This is a genomic window from Streptomyces sp. APSN-46.1, from assembly GCF_022815725.1.
Classification (GTDB): domain Bacteria; phylum Actinomycetota; class Actinomycetes; order Streptomycetales; family Streptomycetaceae; genus Streptomyces.
The window spans coordinates 94,623-112,965 of sequence record NZ_JALGRF010000006.1; the positions used below are offsets into that span (position 1 = coordinate 94,623).

The 18,343-nt window shown below is 71.4% G+C and carries 17 protein-coding genes; 11 read left to right on the plus strand and 6 right to left on the minus strand.

The features are described 5' to 3' along the window. Positions 1-94 precede the first annotated feature (94 nt). Entirely contained in the window at positions 95-1,378 is a 1,284-nt protein-coding gene (locus tag MTF65_RS18480) for a geranylgeranyl reductase family protein (protein WP_243629841.1), read from the plus strand. Between the two features lie 15 nt (positions 1,379-1,393). On the opposite strand, the gene MTF65_RS18485 is transcribed toward MTF65_RS18480, so the two are convergent. Genes MTF65_RS18485 through MTF65_RS18510 form a run of 5 tightly spaced genes read right to left on the minus strand, consistent with a single transcriptional unit; the run spans position 1,394 to position 5,865 of the window. Beyond that, positions 1,394-1,699: a hypothetical protein gene (locus tag MTF65_RS18485; RefSeq protein WP_243629842.1), complete on the minus strand. Its 306-nt coding sequence runs from the start codon at positions 1,697-1,699 to the stop codon at positions 1,394-1,396. Between the two features lie 44 nt (positions 1,700-1,743). Further along, positions 1,744-3,057 carry an ABC transporter permease gene (locus tag MTF65_RS18490; protein WP_243629843.1) on the minus strand — a complete coding sequence of 438 codons (1,314 nt, stop codon included), beginning with the start codon at positions 3,055-3,057 and terminating at the stop codon, positions 1,744-1,746. A 26-nt stretch (positions 3,058-3,083) separates the two neighbouring features. Further along, positions 3,084-3,770: an ABC transporter ATP-binding protein gene (locus tag MTF65_RS18495; protein WP_243629844.1), complete on the minus strand. Its 687-nt coding sequence runs from the start codon at positions 3,768-3,770 to the stop codon at positions 3,084-3,086. Continuing rightward, a complete protein-coding gene (locus tag MTF65_RS30310; RefSeq protein WP_308407187.1) occupies positions 3,767-5,392 on the minus strand; it encodes a peptidoglycan-binding protein in 1,626 nt (541 codons plus the stop codon). The genes MTF65_RS18495 and MTF65_RS30310 overlap by 4 nt, the downstream gene beginning before the upstream one ends. An 11-nt stretch (positions 5,393-5,403) precedes the next feature. Continuing rightward, the gene (locus tag MTF65_RS18510; RefSeq protein WP_243630041.1) at positions 5,404-5,865 is read right to left on the minus strand and encodes a hypothetical protein; all 462 of its coding nucleotides are present in this window, start codon (positions 5,863-5,865) and stop codon (positions 5,404-5,406) included. Between the two features lie 288 nt (positions 5,866-6,153). Between MTF65_RS18510 and MTF65_RS18515 the strand changes: the two genes are divergently transcribed. After that, positions 6,154-6,567, plus strand: coding sequence for a hypothetical protein (locus tag MTF65_RS18515; protein ID WP_243629846.1), 414 nt, complete (start codon positions 6,154-6,156; stop codon positions 6,565-6,567). 26 nt (positions 6,568-6,593) lie between these two features. Beyond that, positions 6,594-7,613: a hypothetical protein gene (locus MTF65_RS18520; RefSeq protein ID WP_243629847.1), complete on the plus strand. Its 1,020-nt coding sequence runs from the start codon at positions 6,594-6,596 to the stop codon at positions 7,611-7,613. Between the two features lie 125 nt (positions 7,614-7,738). Here the strand turns inward: MTF65_RS18520 and MTF65_RS18525 are convergent, their stop codons facing one another. Next, a complete protein-coding gene (locus MTF65_RS18525; RefSeq protein ID WP_243629848.1) occupies positions 7,739-8,605 on the minus strand; it encodes a C40 family peptidase in 867 nt (288 codons plus the stop codon). 786 nt (positions 8,606-9,391) lie between these two features. On the opposite strand from MTF65_RS18525, the gene MTF65_RS18530 reads away from it, so the two are divergent. Genes MTF65_RS18530 through nuoH form a run of 8 tightly spaced genes read left to right on the plus strand, consistent with a single transcriptional unit; the run spans position 9,392 to position 18,343 of the window. Then, positions 9,392-9,751, plus strand: coding sequence for an NADH-quinone oxidoreductase subunit A (locus MTF65_RS18530; protein ID WP_008738438.1), 360 nt, complete (start codon positions 9,392-9,394; stop codon positions 9,749-9,751). A 15-nt stretch (positions 9,752-9,766) separates the two neighbouring features. Beyond that, entirely contained in the window at positions 9,767-10,321 is a 555-nt protein-coding gene (locus MTF65_RS18535) for an NADH-quinone oxidoreductase subunit B family protein (RefSeq protein WP_123079911.1), read from the plus strand. Continuing rightward, positions 10,318-11,055 carry an NADH-quinone oxidoreductase subunit C gene (locus tag MTF65_RS18540; protein WP_243629849.1) on the plus strand — a complete coding sequence of 246 codons (738 nt, stop codon included), beginning with the start codon at positions 10,318-10,320 and terminating at the stop codon, positions 11,053-11,055. The genes MTF65_RS18535 and MTF65_RS18540 overlap by 4 nt, the downstream gene beginning before the upstream one ends. Further along, positions 11,055-12,395 carry an NADH-quinone oxidoreductase subunit D gene (locus MTF65_RS18545; RefSeq protein ID WP_243629850.1) on the plus strand — a complete coding sequence of 447 codons (1,341 nt, stop codon included), beginning with the start codon at positions 11,055-11,057 and terminating at the stop codon, positions 12,393-12,395. Before MTF65_RS18540 ends, MTF65_RS18545 begins: the two co-directional genes overlap by 1 nt. Then, positions 12,392-13,135 (plus strand): NADH-quinone oxidoreductase subunit NuoE, encoded by a 744-nt coding sequence (gene nuoE / locus MTF65_RS18550; protein ID WP_243629851.1) that lies wholly within the window; start codon positions 12,392-12,394, stop codon positions 13,133-13,135. The genes MTF65_RS18545 and nuoE overlap by 4 nt, the downstream gene beginning before the upstream one ends. Continuing rightward, the gene (gene nuoF / locus MTF65_RS18555) at positions 13,132-14,481 is read left to right on the plus strand and encodes an NADH-quinone oxidoreductase subunit NuoF (RefSeq protein WP_374207253.1); all 1,350 of its coding nucleotides are present in this window, start codon (positions 13,132-13,134) and stop codon (positions 14,479-14,481) included. The genes nuoE and nuoF overlap by 4 nt, the downstream gene beginning before the upstream one ends. Further along, positions 14,478-16,985, plus strand: a complete 2,508-nt coding sequence (locus MTF65_RS18560) for an NADH-quinone oxidoreductase subunit G (RefSeq protein WP_243629853.1) — start codon at positions 14,478-14,480, stop codon at positions 16,983-16,985. Before nuoF ends, MTF65_RS18560 begins: the two co-directional genes overlap by 4 nt. After that, positions 16,982-18,343, plus strand: a complete 1,362-nt coding sequence (nuoH, locus tag MTF65_RS18565) for an NADH-quinone oxidoreductase subunit NuoH (RefSeq protein ID WP_243629854.1) — start codon at positions 16,982-16,984, stop codon at positions 18,341-18,343. The genes MTF65_RS18560 and nuoH overlap by 4 nt, the downstream gene beginning before the upstream one ends.

Consider the following 18,343-nt stretch of genomic DNA (forward strand, 5'->3'; position numbering starts at 1 on the left):
GCAGCCCTTCTGATCGCGATCTCTATCGCTGCATAGACTGCGCCATGTCCTGTGCCGTTGGGCACCCTTTATCGAGCCTTCGGGAGACCCCGCAGTGACCGAGCCCCTCTCCGAACACTCCGCGGATGTGATCGTCGTCGGGGCCGGGCCCGCCGGCTCCACCACCGCCTACTACCTCGCCAAGGCGGGACTGGACGTCCTGCTCCTGGAGAAGACGGCGTTTCCGCGCGAAAAGGTGTGCGGTGACGGCCTGACCCCGCGCGCCACCAAGCAGCTGGTCGCGATGGGCATCGACATCTCCGAAGAGGCCGGCTGGCTGCGCAACAAGGGCCTGCGGATCATCGGCGGCGGGCAGCGGCTCCAGCTGGACTGGCCGGAACTCGCCTCTTTCCCGGACTACGGACTCGTCCGCAAGCGCGACGACTTCGACGAGACCCTGGCCCGGCAGGCGCAGAAGGCCGGCGCACGCCTCTACGAGCGCTGCAACGTCGGCGAGCCGGTCCGCGACCCGCGCACGGGGCACATCACCGGCGTGCAGGCGAAGCTGGGCGAGGAGAAGACCCCGGTCACCTTCAGCGCCCCGCTGGTCGTCGCGGCCGACGGCAACTCCTCCCGCCTCTCCCTGGCGATGGGCCTGCACCGCCGTGAGGACCGCCCGATGGGCGTGGCCGTACGCACCTACTTCACCTCCCCCCGGCACGACGACGACTACCTGGAGTCCTGGCTGGAGCTGTGGGACCGGCGCGGAGCGCAGGACCGGCTGCTGCCCGGCTACGGCTGGATCTTCGGCATGGGCGACGGCACCTCCAACGTCGGCCTCGGCATCCTCAACTCCTCGGCCGCCTTCAAGGAGCTGGACTGGCGCGAGGTCCTCAAGGCCTGGTGCGCCTCGATGCCGGAGGACTGGGGCTACACCCCGGAGAACATGACGCAGCCGATCCGCGGCGCGGCCCTGCCGATGGCCTTCAACCGGCAGCCGCACTACACCAAGGGCCTGCTGCTGGTCGGTGACGCGGGCGGGCTCGTCAACCCGTTCAACGGCGAGGGCATCGCCTACGCGATGGAGTCCGGCCAGATCGCGGCGGACGTCATCGTGCAGGCCCACGCCCGCGCCACCCCGGCGCAGCGTGAACTCGCCCTCCACTCCTACCCGAAGGTGCTCAAGGAGACCTACGGCGGCTACTACACGCTGGGCCGGGCCTTCGTGAAGCTGATCGGCAACCCGAAGGTCATGAAGGTGGCCACGCAGCGTGGCCTGACGCACCCGGTGCTGATGAAGTTCACGCTGAAGATGCTGGCCAACCTGACCGACCCGACAGGCGGCGACGCGATGGACCGCATCATCAACGGCCTCTCGAAGGTGGCCCCGAAGGCCTGAGAAGGGTTAAGGGCCCTAAGGGTTAAGGGTTTCAGGGAGCGGGTCGGGTCGGGGTTCCCCGGAGTGGCCCGCTGCTTCGGCGGGGGTGTACGGGTCTTCGTGCACCGTACGCGCGCAGCGGGCCAGCAGTACCAGCCCGCACACCAGCAGGGCCGCCGACGCCGTCCAGCCCAGGCCGAGCGCGACGGGGTGCGCCGGTCGCTGCCAGGGGCGGGCGGTGGCCAGGAGCCAGCCGCCGAGCGCGAGGAGGGCGAGCCCGGCGGCCGCCGGGACCGCGGTGGGGTCGCCGGCGCCCTGCTCCTCGTACGGCTCGGTGATCACGGGACCATCACCTCCAGCGGGCCAGTCGGTCGGACGCGACCCCGCTATCTTCGCAAAGCCTCCGCCGGTTCGATACGGGCCGCCCGCCAGGCGGGATGGAGACCGGCCAGCAGCCCCGTGACCAGCCCGGCGAGCGGGGCCGCCACGACCGTGGCCGGGTGGATCACCGGGGTCCAGTCGCGGACGAGGGCCACCGCGACGACGGTGAGCTCGCCGAGGGCGGTGCCGACCAGGCCGCCGAGGCCGCCCAGGGCGGCGGACTCGGTGAGGAACTGCGCCGACACGTGCCGTCCCCGGGCGCCGAGCGCGCGGCGCAGCCCGATCTCCCCGGTCCGCTCCAGGACGGCGACCAGGGTGGTGTTCGCGATGCCGACCGCACCGATGACCAGGCAGATCCCGGCGAGCAGCAGGAACAGCGCGCTCAGGTCGGAGGTGACCCCGGAGCGCAGCATCCGGGGGTCGGGCGGCGGAACGGCCTTCAGATACTCGGGGTGGTCGGGGCGCAGGGCCAGTGGGACGAGTTCGGCGACCTGGCGGGCGGCGCCGAGTTCGGTGTCGATCAGCATGCTCGCGCCGGAGGGCCCGGGCGGCCCCCACAGCTCCTCGGCGGTGGAGCGGGGGACCAGCACGGAGAGCAGGTGCTCGGGTTCGCGCTCGACGTCGGCGATGATCCCGGCCACGGTGAACGGCTCCTGGCCGATGTGGACGACGGGATTCGTGGCGAGGGTGGTGATGCCGAGGCGTTCCGCGACTCCGCTGCCGACGAGGGCGACGCGCTGGCGGCTCCGCTCGGCGAACTCGTCGTAGAGCCTGCCCTGCTGGAGGGTCGGCGCGAGGGCGGCGACGGCTCCCGGGGAGGCGGCGACCACGGCGGTGCCGCCCGAGCCGGCGCCCGCCGTGCCGGGGCCGGCGCCGCCGCCGCCCGGCCCTGGGCCCGGGCCCGGGCCCGGTGGCAGCGCGCCGATGGGGGTCGTCGGGTCCAGCCGTACGGTCCACATCACCCCGGCGTGGGCGATGCCGGCGACCTGGCGCAGCCGCTGTTCGGCGTCGGCGGGGAAGGCGGGGCCGGCGAACTCGTCGTGCTGGGTGGCGACGTCCTCGACGGTCACCTCGGTGGCGGTCAGGACGTTGAACCGGCCGTCGATCTGGGAGGAGATGGTGGCGGTCAGGCCGAGCACGGCCACGAAGCTGCCGACGCCGAGGACGGTGCCGAGGGCGGTGAGCACGGCCCGGCCGGGGCGGCGCAGGATGCCGGCGAGGGCCTCGGAGAGGGTGTCGCGGGCGGACAGCCGGGTGGGGCGGGCGGGGTTCGCGCCGGCGGGGTTCGGTCGGGCCGGGTTCGCTCGGGCGGTGCTCACGTCGGCTGTTTTCACGTCGGCGGGTTTCACGCGGACAGCCGCCCGTCGTGGAGGGTGATGGTCCGGTGGCCGCGGGCGGCGACCTCGGGGTCGTGGGTGATGACGAGGACGGTCATGCCGGCGCGGTGCAGCTCGTCCAGCAGCGCGAGGACGGAGGCGGCGTTCGCGGAGTCCAGATTCCCGGTCGGCTCGTCGCAGAGCAGCAGCGAGGGACGCCCGACGAGTGCGCGGGCGATGGCCACGCGCTGGCGTTCGCCGCCGGAGAGCCGGCCGGGGACGGCGGCGGCGCGGTGCCCGAGCCCGACCCGGTCCAGGGCCTCGCGGGCGCGTACGAGGCGCTCCGCGCGCGGGACTTCGGTGTAGAGCATGGCGAGGGCGACGTTCTCCAGGGCGGAGCGGTGGGGGAGGAGGTGGAAGGCCTGGAAGACGAAGCCGATCCGGCGGCCGCGCAGGGCGGTGCGGCGGCGGTCGGGCAGGGCCGCGGTGTCGATGCCGTCGAGGAGGTAGCGGCCGGCGGTCGCGGAATCGAGCAGTCCGGCGATGTTGAGGAAGGTGGACTTGCCGGAGCCGGAGGGGCCGACGACGGTGACGAACTCGCCGCGCCGTACGAGGAGGTCGCAGGGGTGCAGGGCCCTGACGGGCGGGGGCCCGGGGTAGGTGAGCGCGACGCCGCGGAACTCGATGACGGGGGTGTCGCCGTCGTCGCTCCTCACTTCGCCGCCCCCTTGGGCGCGATCCCGACGACCACCCTCGTCCCGGGCGCGAGGGAGCCGGCCTGGACGGGGGCGACGGCCACGAAGCCGTCGCCGCTGGTGCCGGTACGGACCTCGATCCGCCGCCGCGTGCCGTCGCCGGCCTGGGCGGTGACGACGGTACGCCCGTCCGCGCCGGCGGAGACCGCGGTGACCGGGACCACGAGGGCCTCGCCGTCGGTGGCGGCGGACTCGACGGTCAGCCGGACGTCCTGGCCGGCGAAGGCGGCGGGGAGCGGGTCGTCGGCGCGGACGACCATCCGGAACCCGGATTGCTGCGGCTGCTGTTGCTGAGGGTCGGGCTGGCCGGGTTGGCCGGGTTGCGCGGGTTGGGCGTTGGACCGCTCGGCGGCGACCACCGCCACCTTGCCCCGGGTATCGCTGCCGGCGAGCTCGGAGGAGATCACCACCGGCATCCCGGGGCGGAGCAGCTGCCTCTTGTCGTCCTTGAGGTACGCCTCTACGACGAGCTCCCCGGCGGACAGGGTCAGCACCGGCCCGGACACGGTGGCGCCGACCTGCGCGCCGACCGCGCCGACGCGGGCCGGGAACCCCCTGAGGAACACGGCCTCGGCGGCGGGCAGCATCGGCCCGTCAGCGGCCTCCACCGCCGCCAGCCCGTCCCGCGCCTCCCCCAACACCTCCCGCGCCCGCTCCACCTCCCACCCCCCGGCGCCGCCGGAACCCCCGCCCGTGGCCGCACCTCCGGCGGTGCCGGAGCCCCCGGCTGTCGCCGTACCTCCGGTGGGGCCGGAGTGGGCGGCGGTGACGGCGCTGCCGGGGCCGCCGCCGTGGTCGGCGTCCGCCGCAGCCGCCGCGCTGCGGCTTGCGACCCCGCCGTCCGACTTCCCGGCGGTGCCGGAGCCCCCGGCCGTGGCCGTGCCCCCGGCGGTGCCCGAACTTCCGGCTTTGGCCGAGCCCCCGGCGGAGCCAGGGCCCCCGGGTGGGGGGCTGGTTTCGGCGGAGCCACCCGCGGAGCGGTCGGCGGAGTGGTCGGTGGAGCGGAGGGTGTCCTCCAGGGTTCGTTCCGCCGCGCGGACCGCGTCGCGGGCGGTCTTCAGGGTGGCGGGGCCGTCCGGGACGGCGGGGAGCGGGGTGTACCCGATGGCGCGGTAGCGCGCGACGAGCGCGGCCTTCGTGCCCGGGCCGAACACCCCGCTCGGGTCCGGGCCCGTACCGTGGCCCAGCTCGCGCAGCGCCCGCTGCACCTGGGCGACGTCGTCGCCGGTCGCCCCGGGCTTGAGGTCCCGGTACATCGGCAGGGGGCCGTGCAGCGCGAACACCGGCCGTCCCGAAACCTCGGCGAGCAGCTGCCCCGCCCTGACCGGGTCCCCGGCCTTCAGCGGCAGCTTGGTCACCACGGCCGTGCCCGGCGGGGACACCGCCACGCTCTGGTCCGCGACCACCGTCCCCCGCATCACCACCGTCTCCGCGAGCACCCGCCGCTCCACCTCGGCGGTCAGTACCCCCTGGGCCGGCGGCCCGGTCTCCGCCGCCACCTGCGCCGGGGACTTCACCACCGCCGTGGCCAGCAACCCCCCGACCGCCATCAGCGCGGCCCCGCCCACGACCCCGAGCACCACCCGCCGCCCCCTCATCTCGCCGGCCGGCATGTCCGCAAGGCGTCACCGTGCTCCCGCTTCAACGCGGACCACCGCTCCGCGCCGACGCCCTCCTGGCTGATCTCGCCGGTGACCGGGTCCGGATCCGGGTACCAGGAGACCCCTTCGGCACGCAGGCACGCGGATTCCTTCCGCGCCGCCGCCAGCCGCTCGGGACTCGCCGGCACCGGCTCCGGCGGCGGCGGCGGAACGAGCGACTCACACGCCGTATGCGCCTTTTCGTTCCACGGCTTCGACTTGTCCTCGCGCGGCGCCCCGTAATCCGTGTGGACGATGTCCACGCCCTGCTTCTTCAAGCAGTCGTAGTACGCGATCTCCGCCGCGGTCGGCGGCGGGCTGTCGCTCGCCGCCTCGGGTTCCTCGCCGCCGCCGCATCCGGATCCGGTCAGGGAAATGCAGAGGACGAGCAATGGGGCGAAATGGCGTGCGCGCACGACGGCGATTCCCTTGCGGCGGTAGAAGTGGAATTTGCGCGTCCATGCGAGAGAGGGGTGTCAGGGAGTCACAGAATCATGGAGTCACGGAACCGCGCGGCCAGATGGTAAGGAGACCGGATCGCACGCGACAAGTCGCGTGCAAGCCAAGTCATATGACTGTCCATCAGGCGGGAAAGTGCCTGTTCTGCCGCGCGGGCGGACGGTTGAATCCCGGCCGGGCGGAAAATCGGCGTTCGCCGCCCGACGCCCCGCACCGTATTTCACCCGAAGAGTGAGGAACGCGTGATGAACAAGGCAATCCGCAAGCTGGTGCCGGGCTGCATGGCCGTCGTCGCGTTGAGCGGCGTCCTCATGGGCACGGCAGCCGGTTCGGCATCCGCCATGGGCAAGAACGGCTACCTGGAAGTCGACGAGTTCGGCCTTTTCTACTACGCGGGCCGCTCGGGTTGTGTCTTCGACCTCTATGGCGAGGACATGAACTTCAACGACGACAACTTCAAGGGATCCTGCACCGGCAGCGGTTCCCTCGTGAATGACAACACCGAGTCCTATCGGAACCGGGACGCCTACGCCTGGAAGGTGGCCACCGACAAGGACCTCGACGGCAACGTCGGCGAGATCCCCTCGCATTACGAGGGCAATGCCTCGACCACCTTCAAGAACAAGATCAGCTCGTCCACGTACACGCTCCACCCCTGATCCCGGCCCCCGAAGGAGCCCGCGCGATGCGCACCCACCGCCGCCCCCGGTCCGCCGTCCCGCGCCGCCGCGTCCCGCGCGCCGCCCTGACGACGGTCCTGCCGACGGTCCTGGCGGCCGCGCTCCTGGCCGGCTGCGCGGGCGCGGGCGCGGGAGGGGGTGGCGGCCCGGCCGGGGCCGGTGAGCCGGAACTCGGCCCCGTCGCGGTCGATCCCGCCACCGCCTCGATCGCGCTGCCCATGGACGCGTACACGGACACCGAGGCCGAGGCCGTCCGGATGGGCCGGGTCCAGGAGGGCCTGGTCTCCCGGTGCATGGCCCGGTACGGGTTCACGTACGAGGGCACGCCGGCCGCGCCCCCGGGCGGCGCGGCCGGGGAGGACCGGCACCGGTACCTCTTCGGCCTGGCCGATCCGGCGTACGCGGCCGCCCACGGATACGACAAGGGCGCGGGCGGGGAGCGGCGGGCCAAGCCCCCCGCCCCGCCGCTGAGCGACAGCGCGTACGCCGTCATGCACGGGGAACAGCGCGGCGCGGGGCCGGGAGGGCGGGTCCCCGACGCCCGCACGGAGGAGGAGGCCGCCGGGACGGACAGCGGGATCGAGGCCGGCGGGCGGAAGGTCCCGGCCGGCGGGTGCGGCCGGGAGGCGTACCGCAAGCTCTACGCACCGACCAAGGACAGCGTGGACCTCCTCTTCGCGTTCGGGCTGGCCTCGGAGGCGCACGACCGGTCCAAGAGGGACTCCCGGGTCGTCGAGGTGCTCGCGAAGTGGTCGGCCTGCATGGACAAGACGGGATATACCGGCATCAAGTCCCCTTATGACGTCGTCGAGAAGCTCGGCCTGGCGGACGACAAGGGCGGGACCAAGGCCGTGGCGGCGGCCACGGCGGACGTCGCGTGCAAGCGCGAGGTGAACCTGGTCGGCGTCTGGGCCGCGGTCGAGAAGGCGTACCAGGAGCGGCTCGTGGAGGAGCACGCGGAGACGCTCGCCCTCTACGAGAGGCAGCGCGACGCCCGCTTCGCGCTGGCGGCGAGCCTCGCCTGAGCCGGTACGCGGTACCCAGTACCCAGTACGCGGCACGCGGCACGCGCGAAGGCCGGTACTCCGCCCCCGAGCGGGGGAGTACCGGCCTTCGCGGTCGCCTGCCTCAGGGAGGCGGCGCCGACGGCTCAGAGGACGCGAACGGCGCCCGACGGCTTGTCGTAGCTCAGCGAACGCTCGACGATGCCCGTGCTGGGGTTCTGGGCGCCCACGAACTTGCCGCCGCCCACGTAGATGGCGACGTGGTACGCGCTGCCCTTGCTGCCCCAGTACAGGATGTCGCCGGGCTGAAGCGCGTTCAGGGACACCGAGGTGCCGGCCAGCGACTGCGACTGCGAGGTGCGGGACAGCGTGATGCCGGCCTGGCGGTACGCGGCCTGGACGAGGCCGGAGCAGTCGTACGCGGAGGGGCCGGTGGCGCCCATCACGTACGCCTTGCCGACCTGGGCGCGGGCGAAGTTCACGATGGCGGCGGCGGAGCCGGTCGCCGGGGTGCTGGAGCCGGTGGAGCTCTTGGCGGGCGTGGAGGCCGTGCCGGAGCCGGAGCCGGAGGCGGACGCGGAGGTGCTCGTCAGCGTGGAGCGCGCGGTGCTGCGGTTGGCGCGCTCGGCGGCGGCCTGACGGTCCGCCTCCTCCTTCAGCTTCTTCTCGGCGTCGGCCTTCTTCTGGGCCTCTTCCTTGGCCTCCTTCGCCTCGGCGGCGGCTCCCGTACGGGCGCTCTCCTCCTGGGCGTTCAGTTCGCCTTCCACGGCGGCCGCACGGGTGTTCTCGGCGGCGGTGGTGACGGCGGAGGCGACGTCGGAGCTCAGGTCCAGTTCGAGGACCGGCATTTCGAGCGTCGTCTCGGCCACGGGCTCGGCGGCGGGGGACGCGCTCGCCGTGCCGGCCATGGCCAGGGTGCTGAGGACGCCACCGGCAACTCCGGCGCGGACCGCGAGCTTCGAGGCGCTGCGGCGGGGCTTCCGGTGGCTGGGTATGTGAGCGGTGTGGGACATGAGAACAACCGCTATCAGGGGGTTGCGGTTCCCTTCAAGAAACGTGGTCTGCGCCACAGTTGCGCCCGAAGGGGTTTAACCGGGCGCGCCGCGCGGCTTATTGACGGCGTAACGGACCAAACGGACATGCCCCCGCAAGGCTGTGATCAAGGGGTTTCAGCAATAAGTCCGAATTGATCTGCGCCTACCATTCCTCGGCACTGATGGCCAAGCCCTCTTTCGGTGGCACTCATTCCGAGTGGCGCAGGTCACAAGAACGTCACGTCGTAGGGGTGCTGTGGCCCGCTCGTGACCTCCCTGTGAGGGAGTCGCCGAGTTCGTGAACGGATGCACACCCTCCGTACACGTCCCGCCCCACACGTCCCCGGACCCTCACGCGCCCCTGCGACCCCCCGGCGCCCCTCTCGCCCCGCCGCGTCCACTCCCGTACCGGGGGGTCCCCCGGCCGGGCGACGCGGATCCCCTTACCCCGACCGCCACCCGGGTCGCAAATTTGCCTGCAAGGGACACGTTTGATAATGCGATGAGGTCTTCTACCTGCGGTAACGCCCCTGGATGTCACCTTTGGTGATCATGTGGATGCTTCGCGTATGTAGATCACCACTCAGCGGACTTCATGATCGTTCGTCGGGTGGTGGAGATCACAAACTCGGTGTTGTAACCCGTGTCGCAGATCACAGACCGGCAGGCATAGGATGCGCAGCAGTCCGGCTTGTGAACTGCCTCACATGCAGCAGGCCGGCGCGGCGGTCCAACGGTCAAGGACGACTGGAAGGAGCGAGGAGCGTGAATGCGTACGCGCCCATCCTCGTGCTCGGCGCCCTCGGCGCAGGGTTTGCGATCTTCTCCGTGGTCATGGCCACGCTGATCGGCCCGAAACGGTACAACCGGGCAAAGCTTGAAGCGTATGAGTGCGGCATCGAGCCGACTCCGGTGCCGGCCGGCGGCGGCCGCTTCCCCATCAAGTACTACCTGACGGCGATGCTCTTCATCGTCTTCGACATCGAGGTTGTCTTCCTCTACCCCTGGGCCGTCACCTTCGACTCCCTGGGGATCTTCGGGCTCGTCGAGATGCTGCTCTTCGTGCTCACCGTCTTCGTCGCCTACGCCTACGTCTGGCGCCGCGGCGGCCTGGAATGGGACTGAGGGGCTGAATTTTCCATGGGACTGGAAGAGAAGCTGCCGAGCGGCTTTCTGCTGACCACCGTCGAACAGGCCGCGGGCTGGGTGCGCAAGTCATCCGTCTTCCCGGCCACCTTCGGCCTCGCGTGCTGTGCCATCGAGATGATGACCACCGGAGCCGGCCGGTACGACCTGGCCCGGTTCGGCATGGAGGTCTTCCGCGGCTCGCCGCGCCAGGCCGATCTGATGATCGTGGCCGGCCGGGTCAGCCAGAAGATGGCGCCCGTGCTGCGGCAGGTGTACGACCAGATGCCCGCTCCCAAGTGGGTCATCTCCATGGGCGTTTGCGCCTCTTCGGGTGGAATGTTCAATAACTACGCGATCGTCCAGGGCGTCGACCACATCGTCCCCGTGGACATCTACCTGCCCGGCTGCCCGCCCCGCCCCGAGATGCTGTTGGACGCGATCCTCAAGCTCCACCAGAAGATCCAGGGCTCCAAGCTCGGCGTGAACCGGGAAGAGGCGGCGCGCGAGGCGGAGGAGGCGGCTCTCAAGGCCCTCCCCACCATCGAGATGAAGGGGTTGCTCCGGTGAGCGACGACCCGGCCGTGGAGAACGGCAACGCCAAGAACGGGAACAACGTTCCTGCCCCCCGGGCCTCCGCCGGCCCCGAGGTGATCGGCGTCCGCAAGGGCATGTTCGGCGCCAACAACGGCGGGGACACCAGCGGCTACGGCCGCCTCGTGCGCACCGTGGCCCTGCCGGGCCCGAGCCTGCGCCCGTACGGCTCGTACTTCGACGAGGTCGTCGACGAGCTGGAGGGGGCGCTGGAGGAGCAGGACCTGCTCCCCGAGAACGCCATCGAGAAGGTCGTGGTCGACCGGGGGGAGCTCACCCTCCACATCGCCCGCGAGCACCTCGTCCAGGTGGCCTCGACCCTGCGCGACGACCCGGCCCTGCGCTTCGAACTCTGCACCGGCGTCAGCGGCGTCCACTTCCCCGAGGACAAGAGCCGCGAGCTGCACGCCGTCTACCACCTGCGCTCGATCACCCACGGCCGGGTCGTGCGGCTGGAGGTCTCCGCCCCGGACAGCGACCCGCACGTTCCCTCGCTCGTCTCCGTCTACCCGACCAACGACTGGCACGAGCGCGAGACGTACGACTTCTTCGGCCTGATCTTCGACGGGCACCCGGCCCTCACCCGGATCATGATGCCGGACGACTGGCAGGGCTTCCCGCAGCGCAAGGACTACCCGCTCGGCGGCATCCCCATCGAGTACAAGGGCGCCCAGATCCCGGCTCCCGACCAGCGGAGGTCGTACAGCTGATGTCCACCAACAATCACGCCTCCGCGGACCAGGCCTCCGCGCGCGAGACCACCGAAGGCACCGTCTACACCGTCACCGGCGGCGACTGGGACGAGATCGTCCAGTCGGCGGCCCGCGCGGACGACGAGCGGATCGTCGTCAACATGGGTCCGCAGCACCCGTCCACCCACGGCGTGCTCCGCCTGATCCTGGAGATCGACGGCGAGACGGTCACCGAGGCCCGCTGCGGTATCGGCTACCTGCACACCGGCATCGAGAAGAACCTCGAATTCCGGAACTGGACGCAGGGCACCACCTTCGTGACGCGCATGGACTACCTGACGCCGTTCTTCAACGAGACGGCGTACTGCCTGGGCGTCGAGAAGCTGCTCGGCATCACCGACCAGATCCCGGACCGCGCCACCGTCATCCGCGTCCTGCTGATGGAGCTCAACCGGATCTCCTCCCACCTGGTGTGCATCGCCACCGGCGGTATGGAGCTGGGCGCGACCACGATCATGATCTACGGCTTCCGCGACCGCGAGCTGATCCTCGACATCTTCGAGCTGATCACCGGCCTGCGCATGAACCACGCGTACGTCCGCCCCGGCGGCCTCGCCCTGGACCTGCCCCCGGGCGCCGTCGACCAGCTCCGCGACTTCGTGAAGACGTTCAAGAGGAACCTGCCGGAGTACGACAAGCTCGCCACCGGCAATCCCATCTTCAAGGCCCGCATGCAGGACGTCGGCTACCTCGACCTCACCGGCTGCATGGCCCTCGGCGCCACCGGCCCGATCCTGCGCTCGGCCGGCCTGCCGCACGACCTGCGCAAGTCGGACCCGTACTGCGGTTACGAGAACTACGAGTTCGACGTGCCGACCACCGAGAGCTGCGACTCCTACGGGCGGTTCCTGATCCGCCTGGAGGAGATGCGCCAGTCGCTCCGGATCGTCGAACAGTGCCTGGAGCGGCTGGAGCCGGGCCCGGTGATGGTCGCCGACAAGAAGATCGCCTGGCCGGCGCAGCTCGCGATGGGCCCGGACGGGCTCGGCAACTCCCTCGACCACATCAGGAACATCATGGGCACCTCCATGGAGGCCCTCATCCACCACTTCAAGCTGGTGACCGAGGGTTTCCGGGTGCCGGCCGGGCAGGCGTACTCGGCCGTCGAGTCGCCGAAGGGCGAACTCGGCGTCCACGTCGTCTCCGACGGCGGCACGCGTCCCTACCGGGTCCACTTCCGCGACCCGTCCTTCACCAACCTCCAGGCCATGGCGGCGATGTGCGAGGGCGGCATGTTCGCCGACGTCATCGTCGCCGTCGCCTCCATCGACCCCGTGATGGGAGGCGTCGACCGATGACAGAGATCAGCCTCGGGATGCCGCGGCTTCCCGCCCCCGACTTCCCGGCCGACGTACGCGAGCGGCTCGAAGCGGACGCGAAGGAAGTCATCGCCCGCTACCCCGACAGCCGCTCCGCGCTGCTGCCGCTGCTGCACCTCACCCAGGCGGAGGAGGGCTACGTCTCGCGCACCGGCATCCGGTTCTGCGCCGAGGTCCTGGGCCTGACCACCGCCGAGGTCACGGCCGTCGTCACCTTCTACACGATGTACCGGCGCAAGCCCTCCGGCGACTACCAGGTCGGCGTCTGCACCAACACCCTGTGCGCGGTCATGGGCGGCGACGCCATCTTCGACGAGCTCAAGCAGCACCTCGGGGTCGGCAACAACGAGACCACCCCCGACGGCAAGGTCACGCTGGAGCACATCGAGTGCAACGCGGCCTGCGACTACGCCCCCGTGGTGATGGTCAACTGGGAGTTCTTCGACAACCAGACCCCCGAATCCGCCAAGGCCATGGTGGACGACCTGCTCGCCGGCCGCCCGGTCGCCCCGACCCGGGGCGCGCCGCTGTGCACGTACAAGGAGACCGCCCGGATCCTGGCCGGTTTCCCGGACGAGCGCGCGGGAGCCGTCGAGGCGAGCGGCGGCGCCGGCCCGGCCTCACTGATCGGCCTGCGCATCGCCCGCGGCGAGACCCCGCAGCACGGCAAGGTCGTGCACCCGCGCGGCGAGGCCACCGGCACCGAGGAGGGGGAGTGATGACGGTGACCGCCGAAGCGCACGCGAACGGCGCCCCGGAGAAGCTGCTGGCACCCGTGCTGTCGGCGTTCTGGGACGAGCCGGAGTCGTGGACGCTGGAGACCTACCGACGCCACGAGGGGTACGAGGGCCTGCGCAAGGCGCTCGCGATGACCCCGGACGACCTCATCGCGTACGTGAAGGACTCCGGTCTGCGCGGACGCGGCGGCGCGGGCTTCCCCACCGGAATGAAGTGGCAGTTCATCCCGCAGGGCGACGGAAAGCCGCACTACCTCGTCGTGAACGCGGACGAGTCGGAGCCGGGAACCTGCAAGGACATCCCCCTTCTCTTCGCCAACCCGCACTCCCTCATCGAGGGAATGATCATCGCCTGCTACGCGATCCGTTCGCAGCACGCCTTCATCTACCTGCGCGGCGAGGTCGTACCGGTCCTGCGGCGCCTGCACGAGGCGGTGCGCGAGGCGTACGAGGCCGGATACCTCGGAAAGGACGTTCTGGGGAGCGGCCTCGACCTCGACATCACGGTGCACGCGGGAGCGGGCGCGTACATCTGCGGCGAGGAGACGGCACTGCTCGACTCCCTCGAAGGCCGGCGCGGTCAGCCCCGGCTGCGTCCTCCCTTCCCTGCCGTCGAAGGGCTCTACGCGTGCCCCACTGTCGTCAATAACGTCGAGTCCATCGCCTCGGTTCCCGCGATCCTGAACAAGGGCAAGGACTGGTTCAAGGCGATGGGGACCGAGAAGTCCCCCGGCTTCACGCTGTATTCGCTCTCCGGGCACGTCGCCGGCCCCGGCCAGTACGAGGCCCCGCTCGGCATCACCCTGCGCCAGCTCCTCGACATGAGCGGCGGGATGCGCCCCGGCCACCGGCTGAAGTTCTGGACCCCGGGCGGCTCCTCCACCCCGATGTTCACGGACGAGCACCTGGACGTCCCGCTCGACTACGAGGGCGTGGGCGCCGCCGGCTCGATGCTCGGCACCAAGGCCCTCCAGTGCTTCGACGAGACGACCTGCGTGGTGCGGGCCGTCACCCGGTGGACCGAGTTCTACGCCCACGAGTCCTGCGGCAAGTGCACGCCCTGCCGCGAGGGCACGTACTGGCTGGTCCAGTTGCTGCGCGACATCGAGGCCGGGAAGGGCGTGATGTCCGACCTCGACAAGCTGAACGACATCGCCGACAACATCAACGGCAAGTCCTTCTGCGCGCTCGGCGACGGCGCCGCCAGCCCGATCTTCTCCTCGCTCAAGTACTTCCGCGAGGAGTACGAGCGGCACATCACGGGCAAGGGCTGCCCCTTCGACCCCAGGAAGTCGACCCTCTGGGCTGACACGGAGGTGAACGCATGACCGTCACCAGTAATGCACCCGCAGGTGGCGGCGAGGCAGTGGTCCCGCCCGAGGACCTGGTCTCCCTGACCATCGACGGCATCGAACTGTCCGTCCCCAAGGGGACCCTCGTCATCCGGGCCGCCGAGCAGATCGGCATCGAGATCCCCCGGTTCTGCGACCACCCCCTCCTCGACCCGGTCGGCGCCTGCCGGCAGTGCATCGTCGAGGTCGAGGGCCAGCGCAAGCCGATGGCCTCCTGCACCATCACCTGCACCGACGGCATGGTCGTCAAGACCCAGCTCACCTCCGAGGTCGCCGAGAAGTCCCAGCGCGGGGTGATGGAGCTGCTGCTCATCAACCACCCGCTGGACTGCCCCGTCTGCGACAAGGGCGGCGAGTGCCCCCTGCAGAACCAGGCGATGTCGCACGGAAACGCCGAATCCCGTTTCGAGGGCAGGAAGCGCACGTACGAGAAGCCCGTGCCGATCTCCACGCAGGTGCTGCTGGACCGCGAGCGGTGCGTGCTCTGCGCGCGCTGCACCCGGTTCTCCACCCAGGTGGCCGGCGACCCGATGATCGAGATGCTGGAGCGCGGCGCGCTCCAGCAGATCGGCACCGGTGAAGGCGACCCCTTCGAGTCGTACTTCTCCGGCAACACCATCCAGATCTGCCCCGTCGGCGCCCTCACCTCGGCCGCCTACCGGTTCCGCTCCCGCCCGTTCGACCTCGTCTCCTCCCCGAGCGTGTGCGAGCACTGCGCGGGCGGCTGCGCGACCCGGACCGACCACCGCCGCGGCAAGGTGCTGCGCCGGCTGGCCGCCGAGGACCCCGAGGTCAACGAGGAGTGGATCTGCGACAAGGGCCGCTTCGCGTTCCGCTATGCGCAGCGCCCCGACCGCCTGACCACCCCGCTGGTGCGCGGCGCCGACGGGATCCTCGCCCCGGCGAGCTGGCCCGAGGCCCTGGAGGCCGCGGCCGCCGGGCTCGCCGCCGCGCGCGGCCGGGCGGGCGTACTGACCGGCGGCCGGCTCACCGTCGAGGACGCGTACGCGTACGCCAAGTTCGCCCGGGTGGTGCTGGACACCAACGACATCGACTTCCGGGCCCGGATCCACAGTGCGGAGGAGGCCGAGTTCCTGGCCGCCACCGTCGCGGGTACGGGCAAGGACCTCGACGGCAAGGGGGTCACCTACGCCTCCCTGGAGGCGGCCCCCGCCGTGCTGCTCGCCGGCATCGAGGCCGAGGAGGAGGCCCCCGGGGTCTTCCTGCGGCTGCGCAAGGCCCACCGCAAACACAAGCAGCGGACCTTCGCCCTCGCCCCCTTCGCCACCCGCGGCCTGGAGAAGGCGGGCGGCACCCTGCTGGCCGCCGCCCCCGGCACCGAGCCCGAGTGGCTCGACGCACTGGCCTCCCGGACCGGCCTGGAGGCCGGCGGGGCCGCTGCCGCCGACGCGCTGCGCCGGCCCGGCGCCGTCATCGTCGTCGGGGAGCGCCTCGCGGGCGTGCCCGGCGCGCTGACCGCCGCCGTACGGGCCGCCACCGCGACCGGGGCCACCCTCGTGTGGATCCCGCGCCGGGCCGGGGAGCGGGCCGCCGTAGAGGCGGGCGCGCTGCCGTCCCTGCTGCCCGGCGGCCGCCCGGCCACCGATCCGCGGGCCCGCGACGAGGTCGCGACCGCCTGGGGCCTGGACGAACTCCCGCACCGCTACGGCCGCGACACCGGCCAGATCATCGAGGCCGCCGCCGGGCGCGAGCTCTCCGCCCTGCTGGTCGCGGGCGTCGAGGTCGCGGACCTGCCGGACCCGGCCCGCGCCCGGCTCGCCCTCCAGGAAGCCTTCGTGGTCTCCCTGGAACTGCGGCCCGGCGAGGTCACCGACCACGCCGACGTGGTCCTCCCGGTCGCCGCGGTGGCCGAGAAGTCGGGCGCGTTCATCAACTGGGAGGGCAGGGTCCGCCCGTTCGAGGCGGCCCTCAAGCCCGACCAGATGACCCGCCGGCTCGCCCCGGCCGACCACCGCGTCCTGCACATGCTGGCCGACGCCGCCGACCGGCCGATCGCGCTGCCCGACGTACACGCCGTACGCCGGGAGCTCGACGGGCTCGGCCCGTGGGCCGGGGAGCGCGCGTCCGAGCAGTCCGCGGACACCGCGCCGGTGCCCCGCCCCGGCGCGGGCGAGGCGGTCCTCGCGGGGCACCGGCTCCTCCTCGACCAGGGACGTCTCCAGGAGGGCGACGACGCCCTCGCCGGCACCCGCCACGAGGCGAGCGCCCGGCTGTCGGCCGCCACGGCCGCCGAGACGGGCGTCAAGGACGGCGACGTCCTCGCCGTCACCGGCCCGGCCGGATCCGTGGAACTCCCGCTCCGGATCACCGAGATGCCCGACCGGGTGGTCTGGCTCCCCCTGAACTCCACCGGATCGGGCGTCCTCGCCGACACCGGCGCCCGCCCGGGCACCCTCGTACGGATCGGTCCGGCGACCCCGGCCGGCGCGGGCGACACCACTGCGGAGGTGGGCGCGTGAACGCGGTACAGCTGGCTGCGGAGGACCTGTCCCTGTTCGGCACGGACCCCTGGTGGCTCGTCGTCGTCAAGGCGGTGTTCTGCTTCGCCTTCCTGATGGTGACGGTGCTCTTCTCCATCGTGTGGGAGCGCAAGGTCGTCGCCTGGATGCAACTGCGCATCGGCCCCAACCGGCACGGCCCCTGGGGCATGCTCCAGTCGCTCGCCGACGGCGTGAAGCTGATGCTGAAGGAAGACCTCATCGTCAAGCGGGCCGACAAGGTGGTGTACGTCCTGGCCCCGATCATCGCGGCGGTCCCGGCCTTCATGGCCATCGCGGTGATCCCCTTCGGCCCGCCCGGCGACGAGGTCTCGATCTTCGGCGTGCGCACCACGATGCAGCTCACCGACCTGCCCATCGCGATGCTGTACATCCTCGCGGTGGCCTCGGTCGGCATCTACGGCATCGTCCTCGCGGGCTGGTCATCGGGCTCGACGTACCCGCTGCTCGGCGGTCTGCGCTCCTGCGCGCAGATGATCTCGTACGAGATCGCGATGGGGGCCGCGTTCGCCTCGGTCTTCCTCTACTCCGGGTCGATGTCGACCTCGGCGATCGTGGAGGCCCAGGCGGACCGCTGGTACATCATCCTGTTGCCGGTCTCCTTCATCATCTACGTCGTCACCATGGTCGGCGAGACGAACCGCGCCCCCTTCGACATGCCGGAGTCCGAGGGCGACCTGGTCGGCGGCTTCAACACCGAGTACTCCTCCATCAAGTTCGCGCTGTTCATGCTGGCCGAGTACGTCAACATGGTCACCGTCTCGGCGGTCTCGGTCACCCTCTTCCTCGGCGGCTGGCGGGCCCCGGCGCCGATCTCGACGTACTGGGAAGGCGCGAACCACGGCTGGTGGCCGATGCTCTGGTTCGTCCTCAAGGTCCAGCTGCTGCTGTTCTTCTTCATCTGGCTGCGCGGCACGCTGCCCCGCGTCCGCTACGACCAGCTGATGAAGCTCGGCTGGAAGGTCCTCATCCCGGTCTCCCTGGTCTGGCTGATGCTGGTCGCCACCGTCCGCGCGCTGCGGAACGAGAACTACGACTTCCAGCAGATCGTGCTCTACGTCGGCGGCGGCGTCATCGCCGTCCTGCTGCTGTCCTTCGTCGCGGACCTCTTCCGCGACAAGAAGGAGAAGGCGGCCGCCGAGGAGGCCGGACAGGCCGCGGTGAGCGAGCCCTTCGACCCGCTGGCGGGCGGATTCCCCGTACCGCCCAAGCCCGGCCAGGAGCTGGCACCCGTACCGCGCAGGCGGCCTCGCCACCAGCGGGAGCTGATTGTCAGTGGCGGGACGAATACTGACAGTGACCGAGAGGAGGAGGGTTGA